Source organism: Pseudomonas sp. S5F11, from assembly GCF_019641515.1.
GTDB classification, from domain to species: Bacteria; Pseudomonadota; Gammaproteobacteria; order Pseudomonadales; family Pseudomonadaceae; genus Aquipseudomonas; species Aquipseudomonas rhodesiae.
In genome coordinates this window covers 5562730-5586932 of sequence record NZ_JAIFJZ010000001.1, presented here as the reverse complement: position 1 = coordinate 5586932, position 24203 = coordinate 5562730, and the positions used below count along the sequence as shown (strand labels likewise).

22 protein-coding genes are annotated in these 24203 nt (G+C 61.7%); 9 read left to right on the top strand and 13 right to left on the bottom strand.

Translation table 11 applies throughout. The features are described 5' to 3' along the window. Positions 1-1185: a thiolase family protein gene (locus K1567_RS25355; protein ID WP_034114632.1), complete on the bottom strand. Its 1185-nt coding sequence runs from the start codon at positions 1183-1185 to the stop codon at positions 1-3. A 470-nt stretch (positions 1186-1655) separates the two neighbouring features. After that, positions 1656-3170, bottom strand: coding sequence for a polyphosphate:AMP phosphotransferase (gene pap, locus K1567_RS25350; protein ID WP_034099313.1), 1515 nt, complete (start codon positions 3168-3170; stop codon positions 1656-1658). A 152-nt stretch (positions 3171-3322) separates the two neighbouring features. Here pap and mnmC point away from each other — a divergent pair, with 152 nt between their 5' ends. From mnmC to K1567_RS25325, 5 genes are all read left to right on the top strand, one after another. After that, entirely contained in the window at positions 3323-5311 is a 1989-nt protein-coding gene (gene mnmC, locus K1567_RS25345) for a bifunctional tRNA (5-methylaminomethyl-2-thiouridine)(34)-methyltransferase MnmD/FAD-dependent 5-carboxymethylaminomethyl-2-thiouridine(34) oxidoreductase MnmC (RefSeq protein ID WP_169868976.1), read from the top strand. Between the two features lie 188 nt (positions 5312-5499). Then, the gene (locus K1567_RS25340; RefSeq protein WP_169868012.1) at positions 5500-7272 is read left to right on the top strand and encodes an N-acetylglutaminylglutamine amidotransferase; all 1773 of its coding nucleotides are present in this window, start codon (positions 5500-5502) and stop codon (positions 7270-7272) included. 3 nt (positions 7273-7275) lie between these two features. Further along, positions 7276-9009: an N-acetylglutaminylglutamine synthetase gene (gene ngg / locus K1567_RS25335; protein WP_040268959.1), complete on the top strand. Its 1734-nt coding sequence runs from the start codon at positions 7276-7278 to the stop codon at positions 9007-9009. A gap of 113 nt (positions 9010-9122) precedes the next feature. Beyond that, a complete protein-coding gene (locus K1567_RS25330; protein WP_034099320.1) occupies positions 9123-10307 on the top strand; it encodes an osmoprotectant NAGGN system M42 family peptidase in 1185 nt (394 codons plus the stop codon). A 59-nt stretch (positions 10308-10366) separates the two neighbouring features. Further along, positions 10367-10594 (top strand): YheU family protein, encoded by a 228-nt coding sequence (locus K1567_RS25325; protein ID WP_003192759.1) that lies wholly within the window; start codon positions 10367-10369, stop codon positions 10592-10594. A 10-nt stretch (positions 10595-10604) separates the two neighbouring features. Here the strand turns inward: K1567_RS25325 and csrA are convergent, their stop codons facing one another. Together csrA and K1567_RS25315 are read right to left on the bottom strand one after the other, a co-directional pair. Further along, a complete protein-coding gene (csrA, locus tag K1567_RS25320) occupies positions 10605-10808 on the bottom strand; it encodes a carbon storage regulator CsrA (RefSeq protein WP_034099321.1) in 204 nt (67 codons plus the stop codon). A gap of 318 nt (positions 10809-11126) precedes the next feature. Next, positions 11127-11942: an SDR family oxidoreductase gene (locus K1567_RS25315; RefSeq protein ID WP_034138785.1), complete on the bottom strand. Its 816-nt coding sequence runs from the start codon at positions 11940-11942 to the stop codon at positions 11127-11129. Positions 11943-12271: 329 nt separating this feature from the next. Between K1567_RS25315 and K1567_RS25310 the strand changes: the two genes are divergently transcribed. Next, positions 12272-12424 carry a DUF3309 family protein gene (locus K1567_RS25310; protein ID WP_003192767.1) on the top strand — a complete coding sequence of 51 codons (153 nt, stop codon included), beginning with the start codon at positions 12272-12274 and terminating at the stop codon, positions 12422-12424. Positions 12425-12479: 55 nt separating this feature from the next. On the opposite strand, the gene K1567_RS25305 is transcribed toward K1567_RS25310, so the two are convergent. From K1567_RS25305 to K1567_RS25285, 5 genes are all read right to left on the bottom strand, one after another. Then, a complete protein-coding gene (locus K1567_RS25305; protein ID WP_040268962.1) occupies positions 12480-14567 on the bottom strand; it encodes an LTA synthase family protein in 2088 nt (695 codons plus the stop codon). 270 nt (positions 14568-14837) lie between these two features. Beyond that, the gene (locus K1567_RS25300; RefSeq protein ID WP_003172956.1) at positions 14838-15029 is read right to left on the bottom strand and encodes a PLDc N-terminal domain-containing protein; all 192 of its coding nucleotides are present in this window, start codon (positions 15027-15029) and stop codon (positions 14838-14840) included. Positions 15030-15096: 67 nt separating this feature from the next. Continuing rightward, positions 15097-15627 carry a hypothetical protein gene (locus K1567_RS25295; RefSeq protein WP_040268963.1) on the bottom strand — a complete coding sequence of 177 codons (531 nt, stop codon included), beginning with the start codon at positions 15625-15627 and terminating at the stop codon, positions 15097-15099. 41 nt (positions 15628-15668) lie between these two features. Further along, positions 15669-16181 (bottom strand): ankyrin repeat domain-containing protein, encoded by a 513-nt coding sequence (locus tag K1567_RS25290; protein WP_034099327.1) that lies wholly within the window; start codon positions 16179-16181, stop codon positions 15669-15671. Positions 16182-16292: 111 nt separating this feature from the next. After that, positions 16293-18119, bottom strand: a complete 1827-nt coding sequence (locus K1567_RS25285; RefSeq protein ID WP_220698966.1) for a long-chain-acyl-CoA synthetase — start codon at positions 18117-18119, stop codon at positions 16293-16295. A gap of 395 nt (positions 18120-18514) precedes the next feature. Between K1567_RS25285 and K1567_RS25280 the strand changes: the two genes are divergently transcribed. Further along, on the top strand, positions 18515-18793 hold the full coding sequence (locus K1567_RS25280; RefSeq protein ID WP_003172952.1) for a DUF3509 domain-containing protein: 279 nt from the start codon (positions 18515-18517) through the stop codon (positions 18791-18793). Positions 18794-18853: 60 nt separating this feature from the next. Here K1567_RS25280 and K1567_RS25275 read toward each other — a convergent pair whose 3' ends face one another. The 4 genes from K1567_RS25275 to aroC all read right to left on the bottom strand — a co-directional run bounded on the left by K1567_RS25275 (position 18854) and on the right by aroC (position 22171). Continuing rightward, positions 18854-19123 carry a response regulator transcription factor gene (locus K1567_RS25275; RefSeq protein ID WP_034099331.1) on the bottom strand — a complete coding sequence of 90 codons (270 nt, stop codon included), beginning with the start codon at positions 19121-19123 and terminating at the stop codon, positions 18854-18856. A gap of 210 nt (positions 19124-19333) precedes the next feature. After that, on the bottom strand, positions 19334-19840 hold the full coding sequence (locus K1567_RS25270; RefSeq protein ID WP_220698965.1) for an acireductone dioxygenase: 507 nt from the start codon (positions 19838-19840) through the stop codon (positions 19334-19336). Further along, a complete protein-coding gene (locus tag K1567_RS25265) occupies positions 19837-20994 on the bottom strand; it encodes an MFS transporter (protein WP_220698964.1) in 1158 nt (385 codons plus the stop codon). Before K1567_RS25265 ends, K1567_RS25270 begins: the two co-directional genes overlap by 4 nt. A gap of 85 nt (positions 20995-21079) precedes the next feature. Beyond that, complete coding sequence (gene aroC / locus K1567_RS25260) at positions 21080-22171, bottom strand: chorismate synthase (RefSeq protein WP_034099336.1); 1092 nt, start codon at positions 22169-22171, stop codon at positions 21080-21082. 142 nt (positions 22172-22313) lie between these two features. On the opposite strand from aroC, the gene K1567_RS25255 reads away from it, so the two are divergent. Together K1567_RS25255 and K1567_RS25250 are read left to right on the top strand one after the other, a co-directional pair. Then, entirely contained in the window at positions 22314-23276 is a 963-nt protein-coding gene (locus K1567_RS25255) for an alpha/beta hydrolase (protein WP_034114650.1), read from the top strand. A 99-nt stretch (positions 23277-23375) separates the two neighbouring features. Beyond that, positions 23376-24182 (top strand): hypothetical protein, encoded by an 807-nt coding sequence (locus K1567_RS25250; protein WP_034099339.1) that lies wholly within the window; start codon positions 23376-23378, stop codon positions 24180-24182. Positions 24183-24203: the final 21 nt, after the last annotated feature.

Sequence of the window (24203 nt, the reverse complement as noted above, 5' to 3'; positions counted from 1 at the left end):
TTAGCGCACGGCTTCGAACAAGCCGGTGGCGCCCATGCCGCCGCCCACGCACATGGTGACGATGCCGTAACGCAGGTTGCGCCGTTGCAGCTCACGCACCAGATGCCCCACTTGCCGCGAGCCTGTCATGCCGAACGGATGACCGATGGAGATCGATCCACCGTTGACGTTGTATTTGGCGTTATCGATTTCCAGGCGATCCCGTGCGTACAGGCACTGCGAAGCGAACGCCTCATTGAGTTCCCACAGGTCGATGTCCGCCACTTGCAGGCCCTTGGCCTTGAGCAACTTGGGCACCGAGAACACCGGGCCGATGCCCATTTCGTCCGGCTCGCAACCGGCAACGGCGAAGCCGCGGAAAAACGCCTTGGGCTTGAGCCCCAGCTCCAGGGCCTTGTCCAGGCTCATCACCAGGGTCATCGAGGCACCGTCGGAGAGTTGCGAGGAGTTGCCCGCCGTCACCGATCCGTCTTCGGCAAATACCGGTTTCAACCCGGCCAGGCTCTCCAGGGTGGTGTCGGGACGGTTGCAGTCGTCACGGTCGACCACGCCGTCAAGGATCTGCACCGCGCCGGTGTTTTTGTCTTCGACTTTGTACTTGACCGCCATGGCCACGATTTCATCGTCGAACAAGCCGTCCGCCTGGGCCTGGGCCGTACGTTGCTGGCTTTGCAGGGCGTAGAGGTCCTGGGCTTCGCGGCTGACGTGGTAGCGCCGCGCGACGATCTCGGCGGTCTGGCCCATGGGGAAGTAGATGCCCGGCACTTGCTCCTTGAGCAGCGGGTTGATCAGGTTATCGGTGTTGACGCTTTTCATGGTCAGGCTGATGGACTCCACGCCGCCGGCAACGATGATGTCGCTGCAGCCGGAAGCGATCTGGTTGGCCGCGATCGCGATCGCCTGCAGCCCCGAGGAACAGAAGCGGTTGAGGGTCATGCCTGCCGTGCCGGTGCCCAATTGCGAGAGCACCGCCACATTGCGCCCGATGTTGTAGCCCTGGGCGCCCTCGTTGGAACCGGCACCGACGATGCAGTCTTCCACACTGGCCGGGTCGAGGCCGTTGCGGCTCAGCAGCGCGTTGACGCAATGGGCCGCCATGTCATCGGGACGGGTCTGGTTGAACTTGCCGCGAAAGGACTTGGCCAGGCCGGTTCGCACGCTGTCGACGATCACTACTTCACGCATGGGCTACCTCGATCTTGTCATTGTTGGGAGATGGATCGAGGATAGATCCGCACCTGCCAGACCGCGATGATCATTCATCCGGCGTATGCAAAAGCATGGCTCGGCGGGGGCGCTGGGGAGGTGATGAGCCAGGTTTTATGGTGAAGGGAATTTTGGCGTGGATAGACTTATTGTGGTGAGGGGGCCAGTTGTGGTGAGCGGGCTTGTCGAATCGTCGCACCGCCCGCGCTGGGCTGCGAAGCAGCCCCAAAACCAGGCACCTCGGAGGATCAGCTGACACCGTATTCCAAGGATTGGGGCCGCTGCGCAGCCCAGCGCAGGGCAAGCCTGCTCACCACAAAAAACCTGCTCACCATAACTGGCTCCTCACAACAACAGCCCCCTTCTCCACAGCAAGCCCCTCACCATACAGGGCCCCTCACCACGGCAGGTCCCTTCACCACGACAGTCCGGTCTGTCATACAAGGGGATTATTTTTTGGTCTTTTTATCGTGCTTTTCGGACTGGGCGAACGCTTCCTCCAACGCGCGGTTGATGGTGCGCAGCACCTTGACCCGCGCCCAGCGCTTGTCATTGGCCTCCACCAATGTCCACGCCGACACTTCGGTGCTGGTGCGGTCGACCATATCGCCCACGGCGGTGCGGTAGTCGTCCCACTTGTCGCGGTTGCGCCAGTCGTCTTCGGTGATTTTGAAGCGTTTGAATGGGATCGACTCACGCGCCTGGAAGCGCTCCAGTTGGGTGTCCTTGTCGATGGCCAGCCAGAACTTGACCACGATCACCCCGGCATCGCGCAGTTGCTCTTCGAAATCGTTGATCTCGCCATAGGCGCGCATCCAGTCCGCCGAGGTGCAGAAGCCTTCGATACGCTCCACCAGCACGCGGCCGTACCATGAGCGGTCGAACACGGTGAACATGCCGCGCGCCGGGATTTTCTGCCAGAAGCGCCACAGGTACGGCTGGGCTCGTTCGTCTTCGCTCGGCGCGGCAATCGGCACGATGTGGTACTGGCGCGGGTCCAGCGCCGCCGCCACGCGACGGATGGCGCCGCCCTTGCCCGCCGCATCGTTGCCTTCGAACACCGTGACCAGCGCGTGCTTGCGCATGCGTTTGTCGCGCATCAAACCGGAGAGGCGCGCCTGCTCGGTGATCAGCTGTTCTTCGTAATCGTCTTTGTCCAGGCGCAATGTCATGTCGAGGCTGTCGAGCAGGCTCTTGCGGTCCACCGAGGCCACCAGCGGCGCGGGGTTCATGCCGCTGCTCCTGGCCTTGGCCATTTTCAGAGCGTTTTGCAAGCCTTCGAGGAGGATCTTGCCCACGGTCAGGCCACGGTAATACGGGTCGACCCCTTCGATCACATGCCAGGGCGCATAGTCGCGGCTGGTGCGGCGCAGCACGCGCTCACCGAAATGCACGAACTTGTCGTAGGTTTGGGACTGTTGCCAGTCCAGCGGGCTGATGCGCCAGCTGTGCAGCGGGTCGTCGGCCAGGGCCTTGAGCCGCGCCTTCATTTGCTTCTTGGAGAGGTGGAACCAGAACTTGAAGATCAGCGCGCCTTCGTCGCAGAGCATTTTTTCCAAACGTTCGGCGCCGGCGATGGCCTGGTCGAGCCGGGCATTCTTGATCTGGCCGTGTACGCGGCCTTGCAGCATCTGGCTGTACCAGTTGCCGAAAAACACGCCCATGCGGCCCTTGGCAGGCAGTTGGCGCCAGTAGCGCCAGGCCGGTGGGCGCGCCAGTTCTTCGTCGGTCTGCTGATCGAAGGTGCGCACCTCAATCAGGCGCGGGTCCATCCACTCGTTGAGCAATTTGACCGTTTCACCCTTGCCCGCCCCTTCTATACCGTTGATCAGCACGATTACCGGGAAGCGTTTTTGCTGATGCAGTTCGTACTGCACCTCCAGCAAGGCTTCGCGCAGGGCCGGGACTTCGGCGTCGTAGGTGGCTTTGTCGATGGCGTGACCGATTTCGGCAGATTCGAACATGGGCGGCTCCGTTCCAGAAGTGAGCAAGACTAGCGGATTGGGCAACGCCGTGCGGAAGGAAATTCAACGCGCCCTTGCCGTGGGTCAATTCAAATGAGGTTGATCGGCTAGAATGGCCGCCTTGCTTTCGCCTGCTTAGTTACGAGCCGCCCATGACCCCCGTATCGCCCAACGCCCAGCTCGACTGGGACGCAGAAGGTCGCCCGCATTCGCGGGTGTTCGACGACGTGTATTTCTCCGACCAATCGGGCCTGGAAGAAACCCGCTACGTGTTTCTGGAACAGAACCGCCTGCGCGAACGCTTCGCCGCCCTCAAACCTGGGGAGCGCCTGGTCATCGGTGAAACCGGCTTCGGCACCGGCTTGAATTTTCTCTGCGCCTGGCAGTTGTTCGAGCAGCACGCCTGTGCCGACGCGCGCCTGCACTTTATCAGCGTGGAAAAATACCCCCTCACCCACGCCGACCTGCAACGCGCCCTCGCCCTCTGGCCGCAGCTGCAACCGTTCGCCGCGCGTTTGCTGGCGCAGTACCACGCCATCCATCCCGGTTTTCAACGACTGCTGCTGGACAGCGGCCGCGTGACCTTGACCCTGCTGATCGGCGATGCCATGGAGCAATTGCCGCAACTGGACGCCCAGGTCGACGCCTGGTTTCTCGACGGGTTCGCCCCGGCCAAGAACCCCGACATGTGGACCGCCGAGTTGTTCGCCGAACTGGCGCGGCTGGCGGCCCCTGGCTCTACCATCAGCACCTTCACCAGCACCGGCTGGGTGCGACGCTTGATCAATGCCGCCGGGTTCAAGATGAAACGCACGCCAGGTATCGGGCATAAATGGGAGATCCTGCGCGGCGAGTTTCTCGGCTGGCCGGCCGACACAGCGGCGCCAGCACCGATCAAACCCTGGTTCGCGCGCCCCGCGCCGGTCCACGGCGAACGCAGCGCGTTGGTGATCGGCGGCGGCCTGGCCGGTTGCACCACCGCCGCCAGCCTCGCCGCGCGCGGTTGGCGCGTGCAATTGCTGGAGCGCCACGCGGGCCTGGCCGAGGAAGCCTCGGGCAATCCTCAGGGTGTGCTGTACCTCAAGTTATCGGCCCACGGCACCGCGTTGTCGCAGTTGATCCTCAGCGGGTTCGGCCACACCCGGCGCCTGCTCGAACACCTGCACCGTGGCGTCGACTGGGACGGCTGCGGCGTACTGCAACTGGCCTTCAACGCCAAGGAAGCCGAACGCCAGGCCCAACTGGCAGCGGCGTTCAGCCCGACGCTGCTGCATGTATTGGACCCGGCCCAGGCCCAGGCCCGGGCCGGGGTGGCATTGGAACACGGGGGGTTGTTCTTCCCCGAAGGCGGCTGGGTCCACCCGCCGGCGCTGTGCGAATGGCAGGCGCGGCACCCGTTGATCGAGGTGTTACAACACCGTGACGTGCTGGCGCTGCAACAGGTCCAAGGCCAGTGGCAGGCCCTCGACGGCGATACCGTATTGGCCAGCGCCAGCGTGGTGGTGCTGGCCGGCGCCGCCGAAATCAAGCGCTTCCCGGCCAGCGCCGAACTGCCGCTCAAACGCATTCGCGGGCAAATCACCCGCTTGCCGCAGACCGTCGCCAGCCAAGCCCTGGCCACCGTGGTCTGCGCCGAGGGCTACGTGGCTCCACCGCGTTTGGGCGAGCACACCCTGGGAGCCAGCTTCGATTTCAAGAGCGACGACCTGGCGCCGACGCAGGCCGAACACTTGGGCAACCTGGACATGCTGCGGGAGATCTCCGAAGACCTCACGCAGCGCCTGAACGCCGACCAACTGCCGGTTGAACTGCTGCAAGGCCGCGCCGCGTTCCGTTGCACCAGCCCCGATTACCTGCCGATCGTCGGGCCACTGGCCGAGCGCGACGCGTTCGATCAGGCCTACGCCGCCCTGCGCAAGGATGCACGCCAGATCCCCGCCACTGCCTGCCCGTGGCTCGACGGTCTGTACATCAACAGCGGCCATGGCTCGCGCGGTTTGGTCACGGCGCCGCTGTGCGCGGAACTGCTGGCGGCCTGGCTGGATAACGAACCGTTGCCACTGCCGCGCAGCGTGGCCGAAGCCTGCCATCCGAACCGTTTCGCCTTGCGCACGCTGATTCGCGGCAGCGGCGCGTCATAACCCCAGCCACCCTGAGCTGCCACCCCCACCGCGCGGCCAATCAAGGCCGCGTGGGCCGACAAGGCCCATTGCCTTATAACGTATTGTTCTAAAACTCCCACAATCTGCTCGGGTCAGTCTCTGGGTACCCGCCGTTTTGGCGCGCAGTACTTCTATCCCTCCCCAACGGAAAAACCGGTAAGGAATTTATGTGCGGATTAGCTGGTGAGTTACGTTTCGATGCCCAACCTGCCGACCTGGCTGCGATTGAGCGCATCACCCATCATTTGGCGCCACGCGGCCCTGACGCGTGGGGCTTCCATGCCCAAGGGCCGATTGCCCTGGGCCATCGCCGCCTGAAAATCATGGACCTGTCGGATGGCTCCGCCCAGCCGATGGTCGACGCTCAACTCGGGCTGTCCCTGGCATTCAACGGCGCGATCTATAACTTTCCGGAGCTGCGCGAGGAACTTGAAGCCCTCGGCTACGCGTTCTATTCCGGCGGCGACACCGAAGTGCTGCTCAAGGGTTATCACGCCTGGGGCGAAGCGCTACTGCCCAAGCTCAATGGCATGTTTGCCTTCGCCATCTGGGAGCGCGACGCGCAGCGGCTGTTTATCGCCCGCGACCGCCTTGGTGTGAAGCCGTTGTACCTGTCGCGCACCGGCCAGCGCCTGCGCTTTGCCTCGGCATTGCCGGCGCTGCTCAAGGGCGGCGATATCAACCCGATCCTCGATCCGGTGGCGCTCAATCACTACCTGAATTTCCACGCGGTGGTGCCAGCGCCGCGCACCTTGCTGGCGGGCATCAAGAAGCTGCCTCCGGCCAGTTGGATGCGCATCGACGCCCAGGGCAACATCGAGCAGAAAACCTGGTGGACCCTGCCCTACGGTCCCCATGACGATGAGCAACACCTGACCCTGCAAGACTGGACCGACCGTGTGCTCGACAGCACCCGCGAAGCCGTGGCGATCCGCCAACGTGCCGCGGTGGATGTGGGCGTGCTGCTGTCCGGTGGTGTGGATTCGAGCATGCTCGTGGGGCTGTTGCGGGAAGTCGGCGTGCAGGACCTGTCGACATTTTCCATCGGTTTTGAAGATGCCGGCGGCGAGCGCGGCGACGAGTTCCAGTACTCGGACCTGATCGCCAAGCATTACGGCACGCGCCATCACCAATTGCGCATTGCCGAAAGCGAAATCATTGAGCAATTGCCTGCGGCGTTCCGCGCCATGAGCGAGCCGATGGTCAGCCACGACTGCATCGCGTTCTACCTGCTGTCGCGAGAAGTTGCCAAGCACTGCAAGGTGGTGCAGAGCGGCCAGGGCGCTGACGAATTGTTCGCCGGTTACCACTGGTATCCGCAGGTCGATGGCGCCAGCGATCCGTACGCAGCCTATCGCGAAGCCTTTTTCGACCGCAGTTACGACGACTACGCGGCCACCGTCGCGCCCAAGTGGCTGACCGTCAACGACGCTGCCGGCGATTTTGTGCGCGAGCATTTTGCGATGCCGGGCGCCGATGCCGCAGTGGACAAGGCCCTGCGCCTGGACAGCACGGTGATGCTGGTGGACGACCCAGTCAAACGCGTCGACAACATGACCATGGCCTGGGGCCTGGAAGCGCGCACGCCCTTCCTCGACTACCGCCTGGTGGAACTCTCGGCCCGTGTGCCAGGTAAGTTCAAACTGCCCGATGGCGGCAAGCAAGTGCTGAAAGAAGCCGCGCGCCGAGTGATCCCCAGCGAAGTCATCGACCGCAAGAAGGGCTACTTCCCCGTGCCCGGCCTCAAGCACTTGCAGGGCGACACCTTGAATTGGGTCCGCGAACTGCTGCTGGACCCGAGTCAAGACCGCGGCCTGTTCAACCCGGCCATGCTCGATCGCCTGCTGACCGACCCTCAAGGCCAATTGACCCCGCTGCGCGGCTCCAAACTGTGGCAACTGGCGGCGCTGAACCTGTGGCTCAGCGAACAAGGAATCTGATTGATGAAACCTCACGCCGCGGCTTACAGCCAACGTTTGCTGAAGGGCCAGACGCCGACCTATGAGCGCCTGCAAGCCCGTCTGGCCGAAGATGGCAGCCCCCTGGCCGCCGAGCCGATTGCCGTGCACTGCGGCTGGGGCCGCTTGTTGATCGGTCACACCTTCCCAGACCCGTCCAGCCTGGCCCAGGAACTGCTCAAGGAGCAGCCGGGCGAGCGCGATATCGCGCTGTATGTGGCCGCGCCCCAGCAGATTCTGGGGATCGACCCGCAGCAATTATTCCTCGACCCGTCCGACACCTTGCGTCTGTGGTTCAGCGATTACCGCCCGGCCACTCGTGTGTTTCGCGGGTTTCGTATTCGTCGCGTACAGAGCGAGGCCGATTGGCAGGCGGTCAACCGTTTGTATCAAGGCCGCGGCATGTTGCCGGTGGACGCTGAACGCCTCACCCCGCGTCATCAGGGCGGCCCGGTCTACTGGCTGGCTGAAGATGAAGACAGCGGCGCGGTGATCGGCAGTGTGATGGGCCTGAATCATCAAAAAGCCTTCCACGACCCTGAAAACGGTTGCAGCCTCTGGTGCCTGGCGGTCGACCCGCAGTGCACCCGCCCCGGCGTGGGCGAAGTGCTGGTGCGCCACTTGGTCGAACACTTTATGAGCCGTGGCCTGAGCTACCTTGACCTGTCGGTGCTGCACGATAACCGCCAGGCCAAGAACCTCTACGCCAAGCTGGGTTTTCGCGCGCTGACCACGTTTGCGATCAAGCGCAAGAACGGCATCAACCAGCCGCTGTTTCTCGGCCCCGGTCCGCAAGCGGAGTTCAACCCCTATGCGCGGATCATCGTCGAAGAGGCCCATCGCCGCGGCATCGATGTGCAGGTGGACGATGCCGACGCCGGCCTCTTCACCCTCAGCCACGGCGGGCGCCGCGTGCGCTGCCGCGAGTCGCTGAGCGACCTGACCAGCGCCATCAGCATGACCCTGTGCCAGGACAAGAGTCTGACCCACAAAGCCTTCAAGGCGGCCGGGTTGAACGTGCCGTCCCAGCAGTTGGCGGGCAGCGCCGACGACAATCTGGAATTTCTCGACGAACATCAGCGCGTCGTGGTCAAGCCCCTCGACGGCGAGCAAGGCCAGGGCGTGGCCGTGGATCTGCAAACCATCGAAGAGGTGCAGCAGGCCATCGAGGCGGCGCGGCAGTTCGACAGTCGTGTGCTGTTGGAGAGCTTCCACGAGGGCCTGGACCTGCGCATTCTGGTGATCGGCTTCGAAGTGGTCGCCGCCGCGATCCGGCGCCCTGCAGAAGTCACCGGCGATGGTCAGCATTCCATCGGCGCGCTGATCGAAGCCCAGAGCCGACGCCGCCAGGCCGCCACCGACGGCGAAAGCAAGATCCCATTGGACGCCGAAACCGAGCGTACCCTCGCCGCCGCCGGCTATGACTACAGCAGCATCCTGCCACGCGGCAAAACCCTGGCTGTGCGTCGCACCGCCAACCTGCACACCGGCGGTTGCCTGGAGGACGTCACCGCGATCCTGCACCCCACGCTGGTGGACGCCGCCGTGCGCGCCGCCCGGGCCCTGGACATCCCCATGGTCGGCCTGGACCTGATGGTGCACGCCGCCGATCAACCCGAGTACGTGTTTATCGAAGCCAACGAACGGGCCGGCCTGGCCAACCACGAGCCGCAGCCAACGGCCGAGCGATTTGTAGACCTTCTATTTCCACACAGTTAGAAGCCTCGAGTTACAAGCTGCGAGCTTCAAGAGTAGGGCATTACCGGCAAGCCTCAGATACCGCTTTTAACTTGAAGCTTGCAGCTCAACGCTTGCAACTAAAGGAAACCTTTATGACCCGAACCATTCCCGAACCGGATCTCAACTACCTGCAAAAAGTCCTGCTGGAAATGCTCGCCATTCCCAGCCCTACCGGTTTTACCGACACCATCGTGCGGTATGTGGCCGAGCGTCTGGAAGAACTGGGCATTCCGTTTGAAATGACCCGGCGCGGCACCATTCGCGCCACCCTCAAAGGTCAGAAAAACAGCCCGGACCGCGCAGTGTCGGCGCACTTGGACACCATCGGCGCCGCCGTGCGCGCGATCAAGGACAACGGCCGCCTGACCCTGGCGCCGGTGGGCTGCTGGTCGAGCCGCTTTGCCGAAGGTAGCCGCGTCAGCCTGTTCACCGACAACGGCGTGATCCGCGGCAGCGTGTTGCCCCTGATGGCCTCCGGGCACGCATTCAATACCGCCGTGGATGAGATGCCAGTGAGCTGGGACCACGTCGAACTGCGCCTGGACGCCTACTGCGCGACCCGTGCCGACTGCGATTCCCTGGGCATCAGCGTAGGTGACTACGTGGCATTTGACCCGTTGCCCGAGTTCACCGAGAGCGGACATATCAGCGCCCGTCACCTGGATGACAAAGCCGGCGTCGCCGCCCTCCTCGCCGCGCTCAAGGCGATTGTCGATAGCGGCGAACCCTTGCTGATCGACTGTCACCCGCTGTTCACCATCACCGAGGAAACCGGCAGTGGTGCGGCGGCGGCGCTGCCGTGGGATGTGAGTGAATTCGTGGGTATCGACATCGCGCCGGTCGCCCCCGGTCAGCACTCCAGCGAACATGCGGTGAGCGTGGCCATGCAGGATTCCGGCGGGCCCTACGACTACCACCTGTCCCGGCACCTGCTGCGTCTGGCGGCGGATAACGAACTGCCGGTGCGCCGCGACCTGTTCCGCTATTACTTCAGCGATGCCCATTCGGCAGTGACCGCCGGCCACGATATCCGCACCGCGTTGCTGGCATTCGGCTGCGATGCGACCCACGGCTACGAACGCACCCATATCGACAGCCTTGCCGCCCTGAGTCGCCTGCTGGGTGCGTATATCCTCAGCCCGCCGGTATTCGCCAGCGATGCGCAACCGGCCCAGGGCTCACTGGACCGCTTCAGTCATCAGATCGAGCACGAAACGCAGATGGAGAGCGACACGCGAGTGCCGTCGGTGGACAGCCTGGTGGGGCAAAAGTCCTGACACTGGCAACTGGGGTCCCGGCGCAGTAGGATCGCCGGGATCCAACACCTGAGGCTTGTATGCTGATTCCCTACGATGCACTTGAAGTCGATACCCTGACGCGCCTTATCGAAGACTTCGTCACCCGCGATGGCACCGACAACGGTGACGACACGCCCCTGGAAACCCGTGTACTGCGTGTGCGCCAGGCGCTGACCAAGGGCCAGGCCCTGATCGTGTTCGACCCTGAGAGCGAACAGTGCCAACTGATGCTCAAGCACGACGTGCCCAAGCATCTGTTCGATTGACGGAGGATCTTCAGGGGTTGGGGACTGCCGCCGGGTGTGTGGCGGCAGCTTGGCGTTTGCGGATTTTCTGATGCACCTCGGCGCGATGAACATTCACCCCGGCCGGTGCGTGGATGCCGAACTTCACTTGGTTACCGTTCAATTCGACGATGTGCAGGGCGATTTCATCGCCGATGGCAATGCTTTCGCCTACAGCGCGGCTTAAAACCAGCATGGCGGTTGTCCTTTTTAGAATGACAGGATCCCGACCATGCTCGCCCGATGTAGAAGCATCAATGCCCTGCCACTAAAACAGGCAGGACCTACATCAACTGGTAATTTAGCTGACAGACTAAGTGAAAGATGCAGAGGGTTTTCCCCGCTTTCATAAATCCAAACGCTGACGCATAACCCATCGGGGGCAAGCCCCCTCCCACAGTTGGACGTGTTCACAGTTCAAAAGGTGGGAGGGGGCTTGCCCCCGCTATGGCTACAGGTAGCTGCACATCTTCGGTGAAAACTTACCCTGAGAATTGAGGTTCTTGTGCTGAGTTCAGCTTTTGGTTGCCTGCGCTTTGGCGCGCATTTTGTCGGCCATACTGGCCATTTCATCGTAGAGCAGCTGCGGATTCTTCTGCTTCAACGCCCACGCCATCCGCCCTTGCTCGTGGGGCAGAATCATGAATTCTCCCTCGGCCACACGCTGGTAGATGTAGTCGGCAATATCCGCCGCCGAAATCGGCGAGCTCTCCAGCAACTTACCGACCTGCGCTTTCATGGCCGGCGTCGGGCCTCGGAACGAGTCCAACAGGTTGGTCTGGAAGAACGATGGGCAGACCACATGCACACCGACCTCCTGCTGCTTGAGTTCCACCAGCAGACTCTCGGACAGCGCCACCACACCGGCCTTGGCCACGTTGTAGTTGCTCATGGCCGGGCCCTGCATCAGTGCCGCCATGGAAGCGATGTTGATGATGCGCCCCTTGCTCTTCTCCAACAGCGGCAGGAACGCCTTGCAGCCCTTGACCACCCCCATCAGGTTGATTGCGATCTGCCAGTCCCAGTCTTCCAGCGACAACTCGGCGAAGAACCCACCGGAAGCCACCCCGGCGTTGTTGACGATCACATCGATGCCTCCCAGCTTGACCTCGCAAGCCTGGGCAAACGCGGTGAGCTGGCTGTAGTCGCGCACATCGCAACGCTGCACGAAACCATCGCCGCCGGCTTCGCGTACCTGCTTGAGGGTTTCCTGCAGGCCGGGCTCGCTGACATCCGACAAGGCCAACTGCCAGCCCTCGCGTGCCCAGCGCAGCGCGATTTCGCGACCCAGGCCGGAGCCGGCACCAGTGATCATCATGCGATTTTGCATAAGAAGTAGCCTTGTGGTTCACAGTAGAAGTGATCGGCAGTGTAGCGAAGGTTTCCACGCGCCCCACGCACCATCAGAGTGATGAATGCCCCAGGCAAACCCGCGGCCGGGTCAGATGCCTCAGCTCTCTCTAAGTTCAATCTTTTTCAACTAAGCAGGGTTTTAGCCACGTATTTAAAAGAAATAACCAGGTTATCGAAATGCTTTAAAAAAACAGGGAATTTTCTGTGAAGCACTACAGTCGGAGTTGTTAAGGCGCCCGTAACTAAGAGTACGGTCCTACCGTTAAATAACCTGTCCTTGCATAAGGCCTATAAGGAAATAAAACCATGAGCCTCATTCTCATCATCATCCTAATTCTGTTGCTGGTCGGCGGTCTGCCGGTGTTCCCGCACTCACGTAACTGGGGTTATGGCCCGTCGGGTATTCTCGGCGTGGTACTGGTCGTACTGCTGGTGCTGTTGTTGCTCGGCAAGATATAAAACCGCGGTAAAAAAAAGAGGCCCTCAAGAGGGCCTCTTTTTTATTGCCGGTTAATCAGTCCGGCTTGCCGTCCACCACACCGGCGGTGTTATCCAACAGGCTCTTGGTCGCCGTTTGCAGGAACGACTCAAGTTTCTGCTTGAGGGCCGCCTCATCCGAAGACTCCGGAATCAGTTTGCCGGTCGGGTTGGCACCCAACTCGTACTGCCACAACTTCGGTGGCATTTCCTTGGGCAGTACCAGGATGCGGTCCGCAGTGACCAACGCCACGGTCTGATCGCTGCCCGAAGGCTTGATCACGCCGAAGCCCTTGTCCCCTTCCGGCAGGTTGAGCAGGTCGCGGCCCCAGCACTGGTGCAGAGTTTCCCCACCCAGGCGGCCCATGATGGTTGGCACGATGTCGATCTGCGTACCCACGGTGTGGTCGCGCTCGCCGAACTTTTCCTGCATGCCCGGCGCAATCATCAGCATCGGTACGTTGAAGCGGCCCAGGTCCATCTCAGTGATTTGCTGTTCGTTGCCGAAGCCGTGGTCGCCGACGACCACAAATAAGGTTTCCTTGAAGTACGGTTCCTTGCGCGCCTGCTCGAAGAACTGGCCCAGGGCCCAGTCGGAGTAACGCATCGCGGTCAAGTGCTCGTTGAGGCTGCCACGGTCAGTGACTTTCTCCACCGGCAACGGCGTCGGCAACGCGTACGGCGTGTGGTTGGACAGGGTTTGCAGCAGCGCGTAGAACGGCTTGCCGCCTTCACGGGCCTTCAGCTCTTGCAGGCCACGATTGAACATATCCTGGTCGGATACGCCCCACGTCGGGTCGGAGAATACCGGGTCGACGAAGTCATTGCGGCCAATGAAGTTGGTCATGCCCTGGTTGCTGAAGAAGCCAGACTGGTTGTCCCAGGCGAAGTCGCCGTTGTAGACATACACGTCGTCAAACTTGCGCGCGCTGAGCAATTGCGGCAGGCCCGACAGTTTGTGGCTGCCTTCGGGGGTCTGCATCAGGTATTCGAAACCCGGCAGATTCGGGAAGCAGGCCATGGTGGCAAACATGCCCTGGTGGGTATGGGTGCCGTTGGAGAAGAAGCGATCGAACAGCAGGCCTTCCTTGGACAATTTGTCGAAGTACGGCGTGATGTTGCCCGGACGGCCCAGCGCGCCCACCGAGTGGCCGGCGAAGCTTTCCATCAGGATCACCACGACGTTCTTGATCGGCAGGGTTTTCTCGGCCGGCGGCAGGAAGTTACGGCGCACGGCGGCGGTGTCGGTATCCACCAATTTTTCCGTCGGCAGTACCAGCATGTCGCGCACGGTCTGGGTCGCCAGCGGCTGCTCCAAAGTGGCCTTCCAGATGTTGGAGCGGTCTTCGGAGAAGCGTGACTTGGCCGCCGCAATCAGCGACAGCGTGCCATTAAGGCCCAACTGGTTGGCGAAGTTGGAGTCAGTGGTGTACACGTCGCCCCAGCGCAGCGGCGGGCCCTGGCGCAGGGTGCCACGGGCGGCGACCACGGCCACCAGCAGGCACACCACGAACACGGCGATGCGCGAATACCACGGCGCCACTTGGCGCGTGCCGATGCTGCCGCCGCTGAACGGGCCGCGCGGGCGCGTGGCGCGGTCGGCGCCTTTGAAGGCCATGCTCAGAATCAACGTACCCACGGCCCACGCCAGCAGGTAACGCACCACCGGGAAACCGTACCAGAGCATGCTCATCACGGTTTTCGGGTCTTCCTTCACATATTGGAAGACCAGGCCGTTGAGGCGCTGGTGAAACTCGCGATAGAAGTCCATTTCCATCAGGCCCAGGAACAGGGCGATGCTGGACGCGACGGTCAACCACAAACGGAAGAACCCACGCGCGGCCATCGCGCGCACGCTAAACAGCGCCAGCAACAGCGGAATGCTCAGGTACACCACCAAGCGCAAGTCCAGGCGCAGGCCGTTGCCGAACGCTTCAAGGAAGGTCGAGGCCGGTGTGTCGAGGATCATCTCGCGGTTGTATACCAGCAGCGCCAGGCGCAGCAGGGAGAACATCACCATCATGACCAGTGCGCAGAGCAGCGTGTATGCCAGATGGGATTTGACGGTCGGTTGCAGCAGACGAGTCGAGGCTCGCTGCTGGCTCAGGGCGTCCGGGTTTGCCATGTCGTTTCAGGACCCATTGGAAGTTGAAGTGACGAAGTATTGCAGTGGCGCGAATGGTGCCCGATCAAGGCCGGCAAGGCTATTAAATTACTGAACGGGGAGCTTTACCGCGCCTTGATTGGCGCGCAGCTGGAACCGGGGGGAATTGTCTTGGAGGGAATGTGAAAATTCCGTGCAACGCATATTTCGATACACAAATTTCCAGACCGGACGGCAAGCCCGTGTGGGAGGGAATGGCTCCCTCTCACACATAGCCCCTGAACGCCGTGGTCAGATCCGCACGTTACCGCGCGGGCCGGCGATCGCCCAGATAATCAGGCCCAGTACCGGCAGCAGCAGGATCAGCAGGATCCACAACACCTTGGCCCCGGTGCTGGCGCCGCTTTTGAAGACGTTGATGATCGCCCAGATATCCAGCGCGAGGATGATCAGGCCGATCAGGCCATTGAACGTGGAACCCATGGTGTCGCTCCTAAGTGAGGGCATGCCCTTGTAGGATAGTCAGCCCCTGCCAGGGTTCCGTTTTATTTCAGACATGTACGGCGATTTTCAGGGCTTCCAGGGACGGCTCGGCCTTGATCCCGACCTCGGCGCACAATTCCAGTACCCGTGGCAGGACGTTGCCATAAACCAGCACCACTTGAATCTCATCGTCCAGCAACTGGCTGAAGTTCACCAGCACATAGCCACCGTCTTCCTGGCTCAGGGCGCTCATCTGCACCTGGATGCGATTGAGCGCGGTCAGCGCTTCGGTCTTGGCCAGTTGTTTGGCCTTAAGGTTGAACGCCACACCCGGGCCGAACGACGCGACGATCTGGGCAAACAGGTCGCCATAAGTGTCAGCCTGGAACAGCACCGTGTCCGGCAGGCTGCCGACCACCACCCACTCCCCCAGGGGGATCGGGAAAGTGTCGTCGTAGTTGATATCCGGGTTGGCGGCCAGAAACGCCGCCGGATCGGCGTAGGCCTGAGCGGCCTCCTCGGCGATGCGCGCCACCTCATCCTCGCCCATGACGCCGGCGCTGATGTGGCTGATGAGTTCGACGAGGGCGGTTTTCATGGGGCGTTCCTGTTGCGGGCTGATTTTCGAGGGCGCAAAGCCTACACCAGATTCTGCAAGCGCGCCGCCGTATCCATCGCGCCCATGGTCTGCGCCGCTGCCAACGCGGTGGCGCCCTGGGCGTCGGTGGCCTTGGGGTTGGCGCCCTGGGCGAGCAGGTAGTCGAGCATTTCGACGCGATTGAACATCGCCGCCATCATCAATGCGGTGCGACCGTCCGACGACGCGGCTTCCACCGGCGTGCCGCCTTCGATCAAGGCCTTAACTACGGGCAGGTTGCCTTTGAACGCCGCGCCGGCAATCGGCAATTGGTTCTTATCGTTAGCGATCAACGGGTCGGCCTTGAACTCCAGCAGCACTTTGACCGCCTCGGCATGACCGTGGTACGCCGCCAGCATCAGCAAGGTGTCGCCATTGTGATTGCGAAAGTTGGCCGGCAAGCCCTTAGCCAGCAGCGCGGCGAGCATGGCGGCATCGCCTTTGCGAGCCACATCGAAAACCTGTTCGGCAAATTCGGCGGCTTCGTCTTCGGTCATTTGTTTGGGGGCAGACATGGGGGCTCCTTGGCGGGTGCGAGTTCAAGTACTGAATATGGCGCCCAGTGTCGCGATGGAGTTCCCCACTGTCATGGCTTTTTTGTCAAAAGTGTCCATAGACACACTCAATCAATAGCGGAAATGGCCACCCTGAATCTGCGCCAATAGCTCGCCAGTGATCGGCACGTAACCATCCGACCCCGGCAGCCAGGCATACACCGGGTCGTTGCCCGCCTTGGCCGGGTCGAAAGCCTCTTCCTTGAGCCGCACCTTCTGGTACTTGAATGTGCCGGTGGTTTCCATCTGCACCTTGATCCGCAGGAACAGCGGCACCGCGTATGGGGGCAACTGGCCGTGGGCGAATTGCAGCAGTTCACGCATGTCCAGCGCGGCCAGGGACTCGCTGGGGGTGATGGCGACCATGCCGGCGCGGCCATTGGTGTTGTCGATTTCCACTCCGTAGGCCACCACTTCGGCAATCTGCGGGTGTTGCAGCAGGACGTTTTCGACTTCGGTGGTGGAGACGTTTTCCCCTTTCCAGCGATAGGTGTCCCCCAGGCGATCGACGAACTGCGCGTGGCCGAAACCGATGCTGCGTAATAGATCGCCGGTGTTGAAATAACGGTCGCCCGGTTCGAAGACGTCGGTGAGGATGACCTTGCGGTTTTTTTCTGGGTCGGTGTAGCCGTCGAAGGGCGACTTGTCATCGATCCTGGCCAGCAGCAGCCCCTGCCCGCCCGTCTGGACCTTGCGCATGAAGCCATCGCCGCCACGGATCGGTTCGCCGCTGTCGTGGGCGTAGTCCACCAGCGCCCAGTGCTGCAGGCAAAAACCGATGGTGTTGTCGAAATTCAACACATTGGTGAAGCCGATGTTGCCGTCGCTGGCGGCGTACAGCTCGCAGATATGAGCCACGCCATAGCGCGCCTTGAACTGCGCCCACACGCCGGGGCGTAGGCCATTGCCGACCATCTTGGTGACGCGGTTGTCGCGGTCGTTTTCGCTGGACGGCTGGTCGAGCAGGTAACGGCACAACTCACCCACGTAGCCCAGGGTGGTGGCGTTGAACTTGCGCGCATCGTCCCAGAACTGACTGGCGCTGAACTTGCGACGGATGGCGAACCCCGACGCGCCGACAATCGCCGAGCCCCAGCACACACATAGGCCGGTGGCGTGGTACAGCGGCAAGGTGCAATACAGGACGTCGTCGGGGCCCATGTCCAGGGCGATGCGGCCGAAACTCACGGCGGTCTTGGTCCAGCGTCCGTGTTTCATGATGCCGGCCTTGGGCAGGCCAGTAGTGCCGGAGGTGTAGATATAGAAGCAGGGGTCGTTGAAGAACACCTGGGCGGTGCTGGCAGGGTTAGCCTGCGCGCAGTCGGCGCTGGCTGCGATCAGGTCGACATAGCCCTCGGGCAGCGACGCTGGCGACTGATCAGGCACGAACCATGTCCGTTCGGCCTGGATCGGCACCTGATCGCGCACCGCGTCATAAACACCGACCAACTCCGCGCCGACCACGATCGCCACCGGGCTGACCAGGTTAAGGCTGTGCACCAACGTGGCCTGGGTTTGCGCGGTGTTGACCATCGCGCAGATGCCGCCCAGCTTGGCCACGGCCAGTACGCACAGCAATAATTCCGGGCGGTTTTCGATAAACAGCGCCACCACATCGCCCTTGCCAATGCCTTGGGCGTGTAAGTGGTGGGCAATCCGATTGGCCTGTCGGTTGACATCGGCGTAACTGAGCACGCGGTCGCCGTACAGCACCGCGTTGCCGTCGGGGTTGCGCAAGGTGGCTTGTTCAAACTCCCAACCCAGCCCGCAAGGTTGGCCGGGGTCGGTGACATTCGCCGCGCGCATGCCACGCACCACGCGCGGCAAAGCGCGAACAATGGCGGGCACCTTACGCAGCATCTTGCCCCAGGTGATCATGTCGTCATGCGGAGGGTTCATGGCGGAACGTCCTTTTTCTTATTCTTCGTATGATCCGCACACAGCAGCATCACCGTAGGAAGCTGCTAAATGCCTTGCAGGAAAATACGTCAGCCCTTCTTCAGCTGTACACGCAGGATTTGAAAAGTTTTGTATCCCGACGGATGCGCTCGGGAAAAAGGGAATTTAGCCGCGCTTAAACAGTCTTTAAACGTAATGAGGCGCCAGTGGCACCGCGCCGGGTAACGCAAAATGCAGGATGCATGATGGCCATTCATGCAAATTGCACGAAAACGAAAATTTCTATTTTTTATAAGGCCATGATTTATAAGGAATTTTTAGTATTCGTTAAGCTGGCACAATCGCTGCACCTATCACTCCATGCTTGCCCACTTGAGCCAATGGAGCTGATAAACATGAGCCTGATCCAAGATAAATTCGCTTCGGTATTTTCCAACTACGACGTCACCACTCAGCCTCGTCCGGACGGCGGCATCCTGTTGACCTTGCGTAACAGTGAAGGCAAGCAGGTCAAACGCTCGATCTCTTACCAGCAATTGCATACTGCCGACCAACTGACCTGGGTGATCAGCGCCATCCGTCGTGACCTAGCTGAGCAAGCCAGTGAGCTGCCGCAGATCTCCATGCTGCAAAGCCAGAATCGCTTCGCCCTGCCGACCTACCACTCCGCGTAAGTCAGCCGCGCACAAAAAGGGCCGCGACGCCGTTGAGCGTCGCGGCCCTTTTTTATGGGCTTAACACAGACCCTGGCGCGCGGCTTCGTTCATGGCCTGTACGCGGTTGTTGACCTGCAACTTGCCGTAGATGTTGCGCAAGTGGAACTTCACCGTGGCCTCGGAGGTGCAGCGAATCTGGCTGATCTCCCAGACGGTCTTGCCTTCGGAAGCCCATCGCAGGATTTCCAACTCCGACGGCGTCAGCGGCTTCCCCCATAAGTTAAGGCGTCTTCTGACGGCATTGGGCACGGTATACGACGACTCAAACGACTCCTCTGGGCGATTCATTGCGTCTCTCCTTTTTATTGGCTAATGCCCGATCACCCTTCGGATTCCTCCTATTGACAGGTGACATAAACACTGAGGCCGCAGAAGAGTTACACAACCCATGCACGTCGTGGGCAAGGGTCCGCATAAACAGCAGAGCCCTACAGATAACTAAGCCACTTCCCACAGCAATTTCAAATTTGCCGGGGTTGAAGATCCTATTCGTTGAGGTTAGTCGTCCAAACCCGGAAAGCGTTCGGCGAGGGTATCGCCCGTCAGCGCAGGCTTGGCGCCCTCGGCACTGTTGAACAACCGCAGCATGACAAAATGCCCATGCTCGCCCTGATCAAACCAATGCGCCATGCCGGCCGGAATGACCAACATATCGTTTTTTTCGCAGCGTACGCTGTAGACGTAATCGCCAACATGCAGGCTGAACAGCCCCTGCCCCGCGATAAAGAAGTGGGCGTGGGCTTCGCGGCAACGTTGCTCGGCAAGCGGCGGGCGCGGGTCGATGACCGTGAGCACCTCGACGTTGGCATACCCCAGATCATTGATCGGCGCCTTATACGCCTCGATCATCGCACTATCGGTGGCGCCCTTCTCGATCGCGGCCGGTTGCCAGCGCTCGAAGCGCGCGCCGTGCTCGGCCAGGGTGCTGGCGATATCGTCGAGATGGGTCAACACCTTGTTCGGCGTATCCGGTGTAGCGACGTGGTAGACGGCGACATAACTCATTGAAGGGTTCCTTGGTTCTGCTCGTGCAATCGAAAGCCGATGATAACGGCCGCGGCCAGGGCGGCGACGCTGGCAAGACTAAAGGTGAAGGTCGGGCCCAGCAGGTTCCAGCTGTAGCCGGCATACAGCGCGCCCAAGGCTCCGCCGGTGCCGGACAATGCGGCGTACAGCGCCTGGCCCTGGCCCTGTTGTTTAGCCCCGAAGCTGCGCTGCACAAAGGCAATCGCCGCCGCATGGAAACTGCCGAAGGTAGCCGCATGCAGCACCTGCGCCAGCAGCAGCACCCAAAAGAATTCGGCCAATGTGCCTAGCAATACCCAGCGCAGCGCCGCCAGCAGAAAACTCGCCAGCAGCACCCGACGCAGCGAAAAGCGCGTAAGGATACGGCTCATGCCCAGGAACATCAGCACTTCGGCCACCACCCCCAGCGCCCACAGCAGTCCGATCACGCCCCGGCTGTAACCCAAGTGTTCGAGGTGCAAGGTCAGGAACGTGTAATACGGGCCATGGCTCATCTGCATCAGCGCCACACAGGCGTAGAACGCCAGCACGCCGGGGCTGCGCAGTTGCTTGAGGAATCCGTCCCCGGCCAGGCGATTGCCGTGGTTGGCCGGCTGTGCATTCGGCACCCACAGGCTGGCACCGATGATGCCGGCCATGATCACCACGACCACCACCGGGTAGATGTCCAGGCTTAGCCAGTCGAACAGGCGGCCCATGATGACCACGGTAAGAATGAAACCGATGGAGCCCCAAAGGCGGATCTGGCTGTAGCGCGAGGTGTGTTTTTGCAGATGGGCTAGGGTGATCACTTCAAACTGCGGCAGCACTGCGTGCCAGAAGAACGCATGCAGCGCCATCACCAGCCCCAGCCAGGCATAGGTGTGGCTGACGAAAATCAGCGAGAAGCTCAGCAACGTGCACACCGCGCCAAAACGCACGATGGCCAGGCGGCGGCCGGTGTAATCCCCCAGCCAGCCCCACAGGTTCGGGGCCACGCAGCGCATCAACATGGGGATGGCCACCAACTCGCCGATGCGCGCGCTGGAGAACCCCAGGTGATCGAAGTACAGCGCCAGGAACGGCGCAGTGGCGCCCAGCAGGGCGAAGTAGAACAGGTAGAAGCTGGAAAGGCGCCAGTACGGGATCAGCATGGTGTGGGGGGCTGCTTCGCAGCCCGGCGCGAGCAAGCTCGCTCACCACAACAATTTTGCTTACCACAGCCAATATTGCGGACGGTCACAGCTGGCCCAGTACCGGGGTCGTCACCTGCACGTCGGCGTTCTGCCCGCGATTGCGCAGCAGGTGGTCCATCAGCACGATGGCCATCATCGCTTCGGCGATCGGCGTGGCGCGGATGCCGACGCAGGGGTCATGGCGGCCTTTGGTGATCACGTCCACCGGGTTGCCGTGCACGTCGATCGAACGGCCCGGGGTGGTGATGCTGGAGGTGGCCTTGAGGGCCAGGTGCGCGACGATGGGCTGACCGGACGAAATACCCCCGAGAATGCCACCCGCGTTATTGCTGAGAAAACCTTGGGGCGTCAGCTCATCGCGATGCTCGGTGCCGCGCTGGGCGACACAGGCGAAACCGGCGCCGATTTCCACGCCCTTGACCGCGTTGATGCTCATCAGCGCGTGGGCCAGCTCAGCGTCGAGGCGGTCGAAAATCGGCTCGCCCAGGCCCGGCTTGACGCCTTCGGCGACCACGGTGATCTTGGCGCCGACCGAGTCCTGGTCACGGCGCAGCTGATCCATATAGGCCTCCAGCTCCGGGACTTTGTCCGGGTCGGGGCAGAAAAACGCGTTGTCTTCCACGCTGTCCCAGGTCTTGAACGGGATTTCAATCGGGCCCAACTGGCTCATGTAGCCACGGATCAAGATGCCCTGGGTCGCCAGGTATTTCTTGGCGATGGCCCCGGCCGCCACGCGCATGGCGGTTTCCCGGGCCGAGCTGCGGCCGCCGCCACGGTAGTCGCGCTCGCCATATTTGTGGTGGTAGGTGTAGTCGGCGTGGGCCGGGCGGAACAGGTCTTTGATCGCCGAGTAGTCCTTGGACTTCTGGTCGGTATTACGAATCAGCAGGCCGATGGCGCAGCCGGTGGTGCGGCCTTCGAACACGCCGGAGAGGATCTCGACTTCATCGGGTTCCTGGCGTTGGGTGGTGTGGCGGCTGGTGCCGGGTTTGCGGCGGTCGAGGTCACGCTGCAGGTCGTCCAGGGTCAACTCAAGGCCGGGCGGGCAGCCGTCGACAATGGCGACCAACGCCGGGCCATGGCTTTCGCCCGCGGTGGTGACAGTGAACAGCTTGCCGAAGGTATTGCCGGACATGCAGGGCGCTCCGTGAAATCAGTTGTAATCACTCAGGGGTGATAACCAAGCGCGCCAGTATACGCGGGCACACCGACTAGTTCATCCTCGAAACCTTACCGGTCGGCATGGGTCCAACCGGCACTTCCCTGATGATGGCGCGATGATGCTGCGAGTTTTGCTGTTCACCCTCACCCTCTTGACCACCCTGGCCCACGCCGCGTCCCCTGTTGTCCTACAACGGCCCATCAGCCTCGACACCGGCAGTGGCAAGCTATTCGGCTCGTTGTTGCTGCCGCAGTCCGACAGCCCCGTGCCAGTGGTATTGATCATCGCCGGTTCCGGCCCCACCGACCGCAACGGCAACAGCGCCGACGGCGCGCGCAACGACAGCCTCAAGCGCTTGGCCTGGGTGTTGGCCCGGCACAATATCGCCAGCGTGCGCTACGACAAGCGCGGCGTGGCCGCCAGCCTGGCCGCTACCCCGGACGAACGCAACCTGACCCTGGATGCCTACGTCGCCGACGCGGTGGCGTGGGGCAACCTGCTCAAGGCCGATAAGCGCATGGGCCCATTGATCGTACTGGGCCATAGTGAAGGTGCACTGGTGGCCGCGCTGGCCGCGCCGCAGTTGCAGCCTGCCGGGGTGATTTCCCTGTCCGGCAGCGCGCGCCCGGTGGATCAAGTGATCCGCCAGCAACTGGCGGATCACCTGCCCCCTGCCCTGTTGTTACGCAGCAATGAAATCCTCGATCACCTCAAGGCCGGCCAGGTGGACGCCGATGTGCCTGGCCCGCTGCAAGGCATTTTCCGACCCAGTGTGCAGCCGTATCTGATCAGCCTATTCCGCGCCGATCCATCGGCCGCGTTCGCCAAGCTGAACATGCCGGCGCTGATTATCCAGGGCACCCACGATATCCAAGTGGGCGTGGACGATGCACGGCAACTCAAGCAGGCCAAGCCCGACGCGCAACTGGTGGTGATCGACGGCATGAATCATGTGATGCGCATCGTGCCCAAGGAAGTGAAACAGCAGCTGGCGTCCTACAACGACCCGCAATTGCCCCTTGCCGCTGAATTGGGCAAGCGCATCGTGAGCTTTATCGACGGACTTCAACCCCGTTAAGCAACAAATGGCCTCCAGTCCTGGCAAATCCGGCCGATAAGCCCAGGGTCGCCAGTAAAAAGACCGTCGACTCGCTGGGCCTGGACAGGATCGCACCGCATGACAACCACAGAAGCACTACCCGAACCGACCGCCGACACCTCGGCCGCAACACCCGAGGCCGCCGACACGGCGCCTTTGCCATGGGCGGACGTTCAAGCCGAACATTTCAAGATGCTGCGCCTGGCTCCCCTGGCCACCGACCGCGCCACCGGTGCGCGGCCGTTGCGGTTTGTGCAGTTCGGCTATGCCGAGCGCAACGACAAACACCACAGTCTTTTGCGCATGGTCATCCAATTGCCCGGTCAGCGCGTGCGCCGCGAGCAGAACCATTTGGATGTGTGGGTCGACCACGATAAACATCGCGTGCATTTTGGCCCCGGCAACAGCCTGGAAATCGAGCCGCCCAACCGTGGCATCGGTCGATTCCTGGTGGCCCAGGCCGCGGCTTGGGCGAAAAAGCACTGGTCCCATTACCGCGTCGATGGCGTCGACCTGTCCAACAAGGACGCCCTCAACGAATCGACGCGCCTGCGCCGCGATCACTTTTTGCGCATCCAGGGTTTCGATGTGGCCTACGCCGATGTGCAGCACCTCAAAGGCAACGTACAGCCCGGTAAGGTCAGCGCGGTGCTGGACAGTTGGAACACCGAGAAGGTGCAGTTCGTGGAAATCCTCGAAGCCGCACAAATGCTGCAGCAGGCCGAGCAGAATCTGCTGGAACAGGAAGTGAAGCTGCGCAAGGAAGAAGAAAAGGTCACCAAGTTCAAGCGCGAAGACAGCGGCTTGCGCTTTACGATTACCTGCCTGGTGGCGTTTACGGTGTTTCAGGCGGGGTTGTTGATCTGGATTGCGACGCACCGATAGCCGTTTGAAAGGCGATCGATG

Excerpts from the sequence above, each read along its gene's own strand:
- K1567_RS25355 (WP_034114632.1), bottom strand. The coding sequence starts at position 1,185 with ATGCGTGAAGTAGTGATCGTCGACAGCGTGCGAACCGGCCTGGCCAAG.
- pap (WP_034099313.1), bottom strand. The coding sequence starts at position 3,170 with ATGTTCGAATCTGCCGAAATCGGTCACGCCATCGACAAAGCCACCTAC.
- mnmC (WP_169868976.1), top strand. The coding sequence starts at position 3,323 with ATGACCCCCGTATCGCCCAACGCCCAGCTCGACTGGGACGCAGAAGGT.
- K1567_RS25340 (WP_169868012.1), top strand. The coding sequence starts at position 5,500 with ATGTGCGGATTAGCTGGTGAGTTACGTTTCGATGCCCAACCTGCCGAC.
- ngg (WP_040268959.1), top strand. The coding sequence starts at position 7,276 with ATGAAACCTCACGCCGCGGCTTACAGCCAACGTTTGCTGAAGGGCCAG.
- K1567_RS25330 (WP_034099320.1), top strand. The coding sequence starts at position 9,123 with ATGACCCGAACCATTCCCGAACCGGATCTCAACTACCTGCAAAAAGTC.
- K1567_RS25325 (WP_003192759.1), top strand. The coding sequence starts at position 10,367 with ATGCTGATTCCCTACGATGCACTTGAAGTCGATACCCTGACGCGCCTT.
- csrA (WP_034099321.1), bottom strand. The coding sequence starts at position 10,808 with ATGCTGGTTTTAAGCCGCGCTGTAGGCGAAAGCATTGCCATCGGCGAT.
- K1567_RS25315 (WP_034138785.1), bottom strand. The coding sequence starts at position 11,942 with ATGCAAAATCGCATGATGATCACTGGTGCCGGCTCCGGCCTGGGTCGC.
- K1567_RS25310 (WP_003192767.1), top strand. The coding sequence starts at position 12,272 with ATGAGCCTCATTCTCATCATCATCCTAATTCTGTTGCTGGTCGGCGGT.
- K1567_RS25305 (WP_040268962.1), bottom strand. The coding sequence starts at position 14,567 with ATGGCAAACCCGGACGCCCTGAGCCAGCAGCGAGCCTCGACTCGTCTG.
- K1567_RS25300 (WP_003172956.1), bottom strand. The coding sequence starts at position 15,029 with ATGGGTTCCACGTTCAATGGCCTGATCGGCCTGATCATCCTCGCGCTG.
- K1567_RS25295 (WP_040268963.1), bottom strand. The coding sequence starts at position 15,627 with ATGAAAACCGCCCTCGTCGAACTCATCAGCCACATCAGCGCCGGCGTC.
- K1567_RS25290 (WP_034099327.1), bottom strand. The coding sequence starts at position 16,181 with ATGTCTGCCCCCAAACAAATGACCGAAGACGAAGCCGCCGAATTTGCC.
- K1567_RS25285 (WP_220698966.1), bottom strand. The coding sequence starts at position 18,119 with ATGAACCCTCCGCATGACGACATGATCACCTGGGGCAAGATGCTGCGT.
- K1567_RS25280 (WP_003172952.1), top strand. The coding sequence starts at position 18,515 with ATGAGCCTGATCCAAGATAAATTCGCTTCGGTATTTTCCAACTACGAC.
- K1567_RS25275 (WP_034099331.1), bottom strand. The coding sequence starts at position 19,123 with ATGAATCGCCCAGAGGAGTCGTTTGAGTCGTCGTATACCGTGCCCAAT.
- K1567_RS25270 (WP_220698965.1), bottom strand. The coding sequence starts at position 19,840 with ATGAGTTATGTCGCCGTCTACCACGTCGCTACACCGGATACGCCGAAC.
- K1567_RS25265 (WP_220698964.1), bottom strand. The coding sequence starts at position 20,994 with ATGCTGATCCCGTACTGGCGCCTTTCCAGCTTCTACCTGTTCTACTTC.
- aroC (WP_034099336.1), bottom strand. The coding sequence starts at position 22,171 with ATGTCCGGCAATACCTTCGGCAAGCTGTTCACTGTCACCACCGCGGGC.
- K1567_RS25255 (WP_034114650.1), top strand. The coding sequence starts at position 22,314 with ATGATGCTGCGAGTTTTGCTGTTCACCCTCACCCTCTTGACCACCCTG.
- K1567_RS25250 (WP_034099339.1), top strand. The coding sequence starts at position 23,376 with ATGACAACCACAGAAGCACTACCCGAACCGACCGCCGACACCTCGGCC.